Genomic DNA, 5206 nt, shown 5'->3' on the forward strand with positions numbered 1-5206 from the left:
GCGGTGGAGGGGGCCGCGGGGTGGGCGCCGATCCACAGCTCCGCCTGCGGCCCGCCGTCCGGCTGGACGCCGAGCAGCTCGGGGATGGCGTGCGCGGTGCCCCACGCGTACGGCTGGACGCGGTTGTCGAGGAGGAACACGCCGCGCAGCCTAGGGAAAGGGGGGCCCCCGCGGGGGTGAACGCCCGCCGACCGGGGCTCGCCGGGCCCCCCGCCTGGCTACGATCACGGCCATGAGCGTTCTGGTGACGGGTGGCGCGGGCTTCATCGGCTCCCACGTGGTGCGGCTGCTGCAGCAGCGCGGCGAGGAGGTCGTGGTCGTCGACGACCTGTCCAACGGCCGCGCCGACCGGGTGGGCGACTCCCCCCTGGTGCAGCTGGACCTGGCCGCCGAGGGCGCGCAGGAGGTGCTGCGCCGCACCTTCGCGGAGCGCTCGGTGGACGCCGTGGTGCACTTCGCGGCGCGCAAGCAGGTCGGCGAGTCGGTGCAGAAGCCCGCCTGGTACTGGCAGCAGAACGTCGGCGGGCAGGCGAACCTGCTGCAGGCCATGCAGGACGCGGGCGTGGGCCGGCTGGTGTTCTCCTCCTCCGCGGCCACCTACGGCGCCCCGCAGGTGGACGTCGTGCGCGAGGACGGCCCCGCCGAGCCGATCAACCCCTACGGGCAGACGAAGCTCGTGGGCGAGTGGATGAACCGCGCCGCCGGGGTGGCGTGGGGGCTGCGCTCGGCGAACCTGCGCTACTTCAACGTCGCCGGCGCCGGCTGGCCGGACCTGGGCGACTCGGTCGTCATGAACCTGATCCCGATCGTCTTCACCGCCCTGGACGCCGGGCGCGCGCCGGTGGTCTTCGGCGGGGACTACCCCACGCCGGACGGCAGCTGCATCCGCGACTACGTGCACGTGCTGGACCTGGCCGAGGCGCACCTGGCGGCCCTGGACCACCTCGCGGGCGACGCCGGCGAGGGCCACGACGTCTTCAACGTCGGCACCGGCACCGGCGCCTCCGTGCTGGAGGTGCTGCGGGTGGTGCGCGAGGTCACGGGCGCCCGGGTGGAGCCGGAGGTGCGCGAGCGCCGCGCGGGGGACCCGCCGCAGCTGGTCGCCGACGTCGGGCGCATCCGCGGGGAGCTGGGCTGGAGCGCCTCCAAGGGCCTGCGCGACACCGTGGCCTCCGCGTGGGAGGCGTGGCGGGCGGCGCGCTGACCGCGCCCGCCGCCGGCACCGCCCGGTCCGCCGCCCGGTCCGCCGCCCGGTCCGCCGCTCAGCCCGGCGGCACCAGGACGCCGACCAGCAGCACCACCGGCACGCACAGCACCGTGGTCAGCAGCACGGTGTCGCGGGCCAGCTCGCGCCCGGCGTCGTAGCGCACCGCGAAGGTGAAGACGTTCTGGGCGGTGGGCAGGGCGGCCACCACGGTCGCGGCGTGCACCGCGGCGGCGTCCAGGCCGAACCCCCAGCGGGCCGCGGCCCAGGTGACCGCCGGCTGCACGAGCGCCTTCAGGCCGGTGGCCAGCAGCACGTCGCGGCGCGCCAGGCCGGTGGCCACCCGCCCGTGCAGCGACATGCCGAAGGCCAGGAGCGCGCCGGGCACGGACAGCCCGGCGAGCAGCTCCAGCGGCCGGTCCAGGGCGGTGGGCAGCGAGGTGCCGGTGAGGGTCAGCGCCAGGCCGGCGGCGCTGGCCAGCAGCACCGGGTTGGCCAGGGGCGCCAGCAGCCGCCGCGCCCGCGCCCCGCGCCCGGCGGGCGCCCCCGCCGGGCGCTGCTGGAGCACGTCGAGCACGGCCAGGGCCACCGGGGTGAGCACGACCAGCTGCAGCAGCAGCGCCGGCAGCACCGCCGTCAGGTCGCCCAGGACGTACGCGGCCACCGGCAGGCCGATGTTGACGGCGTTGACGTAGGAGGAGCCCAGGGCGCCGACGACGAGCTCGCGGGCGCCCAGGCGCAGCCACCAGCGGGCCAGGAGCCCCCACAGCAGCGCGCAGGCGGCCACGCCGGCGGCGGTGACGCCCACCTGCGCGGACAGCAGCTCGGCGGGGTCGGTGCCGGCCAGGGTCCGCACGAGCAGCGCGGGGGTGCCCACGAAGAACACCAGCCGCGAGACGACGGTCTGCGCCCCCGGCCCCAGGGCGCCGGTGCGGCCCAGCGCGTAGCCGACGGCGACCACGGCGGCGACGACCACGAAGCCGGTGAGGACACCGCTCACGCGGGACGGGGCGGCTCGGGCGGGGTCGGCACCCGTGCAGGCTAGGGCCCGTGCGCGCCCGCCCGGCGCGCACGCGGGCGCCGGGGCGGTGCGGTGGCGTTGCTAGGGTCGGACGGCTCGTCCGGGCGTCCGGACCCCGGCGGGCCGGCGGGGTCGGGCCGGTCCGCCGCGACCGCCCCCGCTCCCCCGACCCGGCCTGGAGACGCCCCGTGATCGACGCCCTCGGCAACCCCCGTTCCGTGCTGCTGCTCGGCGGCACCTCCGACATCGGCCTGGCCGTCGTGGAGCGGCTGAGCCCGCAGCGGCCCGTGGAGGTGACGCTGGCCGCCCGCCCCGGCGAGCGGCGCGACGCGGCCGTGGAGCGCCTGCACCGGCGCGGGCACGCGGTGCGCACGCTGGACTTCGAGGCCACCGACACCGCCGGCCACGAGCGGGTCGTCGCCGAGGCCTTCGCCGCCGGCGACGTGGACGTGACCGTCCTGGCCTTCGGCGTGCTGGGCGACAACGAGCGGTCCTGGCAGGACCCCGACGCCGCCGAGCTGGTGGCGACGGTGAACTACACCGCCCCGGTGCGCCTGGGCGTGCTGCTGGCGCAGCGGCTGCGCGAGCAGGGCCACGGGGTGCTGGTGGCGCTGTCGTCGGTGGCCGGCGAGCGCGCGCGCCGCTCCAACTTCGTCTACGGCTCCTCCAAGGCGGGCTTCGACGCGTTCTTCACGGGGCTGCGCGAGGCGCTGCGCCCGGCGGGGGTGCGGGTCGTCGTGGTGCGCCCCGGCTTCGTCACCACGAAGATGACCGAGGGGCTGAAGGCGGCCCCGCTGTCCGTGTCCGCGGAGCAGGTGGCGGAGGTCGCCGTCGACGCCGTGCGCACCGGCAAGGAGACCGTGTGGGCTCCGGAGCCGATGCGCTGGGTGATGTCGGCCCTGCGCCACGTCCCGGCGCCCGTGTTCCGCAGGCTGCCGCTGTGACGTGGACCCCCGGGGGGCAGCCGCAGGAGCGGTGACGAGCGAGGTCGATCTGAGCACGCAGGCGGACGCGCAGCGCACCGGCCCCCTCCTGCCCGGGGCGCGCCGGGAGGTGCTCGCCGGCGCGGCGCGCCCGCCGGTGGTGGTGCGCGGCGCGCGCCGCGGGGCGCTGCGGCGGGTGGACGCGCTGGTCGGGGCGCTGGCCGCCCTGGCGGGCCTGGCGGTGTTCTCCTGGCGGCTGGGCACGCCGAGCCCGTGGCGCGACGAGGCGGTGACGGTCGCGGTCGCCGGCCGCTCGGCGGAGCAGGTGTGGCGGCTGGTGCAGCACGTGGACCTCGTGCACGCCCCGTTCTACTTCCTCGTGCACGCGCTGTCCGGGTCGTCGGTGACGGTGGTGGGGGCGCGCTGGCCCTCGGTGCTGGCCGCGGCGGCCAGCGACACCTGCGCCGTGCGGTGCTCCAGGACGGCGCCGGCGAGCGCGTTGCCGATCGCGGCGCCGGCGGTGATCGCCGTGGACAGCCACGCCTGCGCCTCGGCCAGCCGGTGCCGGGGCGCCAGGTCGTCGACGAGGTGCTGCGCGGCGATGAGGTTGGGGGAGATGAACAGGCCCGTGACGAACAGCGCCACGAGCAGCAGGGGCAGCGGCACGCTGCCGGCGGCGCTCGCCGAGAGCCCCACGAGCAGCACGCCGAACCCCGTGAGGGTCAGCACCAGGCGGGAGCGGTCGCTGCTGCGCCAGGAGCGGCTGCCGTAGGCCAGCCCGCCCGCGGCGCTGCCGCCGGCGATGGCGGCGAAGAGCACCCCGAGGTCGTCGGCGGAGCCGAAGCGCTCCTCGGCCATGCCCGCCATCGACACGTCGAGCAGGCCGAAGCCCACGCTCATGGCGGCCATGACGGCGAGCATCGCGGGGATGCCGGCCGAGCGCAGCACGCCCAGCCCGGCGCCGGAGCCGGTGGCGACCTCGCCGCGGGCGGGGACCGGAGGGGCGGTGCGCGCGCCCTCGCAGCGGCAGTAGGCCAGGGTGCCGCCGGCCAGCAGCAGCGCGGTGGCCACCAGCGGCACCACGGCCGGGCCCAGCGCCAGCAGCAGCGTCAGCAGCAGCGGGCCGGCGACGAAGATCGTCTCCACCGCCACGGCGTCCAGGGCGTAGCCGCGCCGGCGCAGCCGCTCGTCGGTGACCACCACCCGCCAGGTGACGCGCATCGCCGGGCTCAGCGGCGGGAACGCCAGGCCCACCGCGAACGCCAGCAGCACCAGCGCGGCGGCGGGCACCGCGGGCACGGCCGTGGCCGCGGTCAGCACCAGCAGCAGCGCCGCGCTGGCGCTGGCGGTGGGCACCAGCACCCGCGGCTGCCCGTGCCGGTCCAGCCCGCGCCCCCAGAAGGGCGTGCCCAGCGCCAGGCCGATCGCGAAGGCGCCCGTCACCAGGCCCGCCAGGCCCCAGGCGTCGCGCAGGTCGCGCACGAGCAGCACCAGGCCCAGGGGGATGGTCGCGATCGAGAGCCTGGCCACCACGGACGCCGCGAAGGGCGCCGCCACCCGCCGATCGCGCAGCAGCGCGACGTAGCCCGCCATGTCACCGTTCCCGTCCACTCGCCCGGGGGCGGTGCCGCCCGGGGCCGGCGGCTGTGCCGGTGCCAGCAGCCTCCCACAGCGACCGGGGCCCGACCGAACCGGTTCAGGGGCGGGGGCGGCGCCCCGGGCGGTGCCTCAGGCGGTGCCTCAGGCGGCGCCGATGCGGGCGCAGTCCCCGCCGGCGGCGCGCGCCGCGCCCAGGGCGGCGCCGGCCTGCGCCAGCGCCTCGGCGGCGGTGGCCGCCCGCCACGGCGCCAGGCTGGCGCCGACGCTGACGCGCACCTCCGCGCAGCCCTCCAGCGCGGCCCAGCACTCCACGGCGTGCAGCAGGGCGTCGGCGGCGCGCTCCACGGCGGCCTCCGCGGCGCCCGGCCGCAGCCCCGTCAGCAGCACGGCGTGCCGGCGCAGCGCGGCCGCCACGGTGCGCAGGCCCGGGCGCACCCGCTCGGGGCGCCCGGCGAACCC

5 protein-coding genes and 1 pseudogene are annotated in these 5206 nt (G+C 78.3%); 2 read left to right on the plus strand and 4 right to left on the minus strand.

The window, feature by feature from the left end:
* A partial coding sequence (locus tag GTR00_RS26420) for a type I phosphomannose isomerase catalytic subunit (protein ID WP_407659697.1) occupies nt 1-140 on the minus strand: 140 nt, incomplete at its 3' end.
* 92 nt (nt 141-232) lie between these two features.
* Here GTR00_RS26420 and galE point away from each other — a divergent pair.
* Nucleotides 233-1204, plus strand: coding sequence for a UDP-glucose 4-epimerase GalE (gene galE / locus GTR00_RS14035; RefSeq protein WP_166612230.1), 972 nt, complete (start codon nt 233-235; stop codon nt 1202-1204).
* A 58-nt stretch (nt 1205-1262) separates the two neighbouring features.
* Here galE and GTR00_RS25875 read toward each other — a convergent pair whose 3' ends face one another.
* Entirely contained in the window at nt 1263-2204 is a 942-nt protein-coding gene (locus GTR00_RS25875; RefSeq protein ID WP_166612231.1) for an AEC family transporter, read from the minus strand.
* Between the two features lie 209 nt (nt 2205-2413).
* On the opposite strand from GTR00_RS25875, the gene GTR00_RS14045 reads away from it, so the two are divergent.
* Nucleotides 2414-3169: a decaprenylphospho-beta-D-erythro-pentofuranosid-2-ulose 2-reductase gene (locus tag GTR00_RS14045; protein ID WP_166612232.1), complete on the plus strand. Its 756-nt coding sequence runs from the start codon at nt 2414-2416 to the stop codon at nt 3167-3169.
* 348 nt (nt 3170-3517) lie between these two features.
* Here GTR00_RS14045 and GTR00_RS25880 read toward each other — a convergent pair whose 3' ends face one another.
* Both GTR00_RS25880 and GTR00_RS14055 read right to left on the minus strand, forming a co-directional pair.
* A complete protein-coding gene (locus GTR00_RS25880) occupies nt 3518-4759 on the minus strand; it encodes an MFS transporter (RefSeq protein WP_166612233.1) in 1242 nt (413 codons plus the stop codon).
* A 129-nt stretch (nt 4760-4888) separates the two neighbouring features.
* A pseudogene (locus GTR00_RS14055) lies at nt 4889-5206 on the minus strand (hypothetical protein); the annotation flags it as partial.

It is taken from the genome of Kineococcus indalonis, from assembly GCF_009906395.1.
In the GTDB taxonomy this organism is placed as follows: Bacteria; Actinomycetota; Actinomycetes; order Actinomycetales; family Kineococcaceae; genus Kineococcus; species Kineococcus indalonis.

Bases quoted from the DNA above. Each gene is read 5' to 3' on its own strand.
- galE (WP_166612230.1), top strand. From the start codon at position 233: ATGAGCGTTCTGGTGACGGGTGGCGCGGGCTTCATCGGCTCCCACGTG.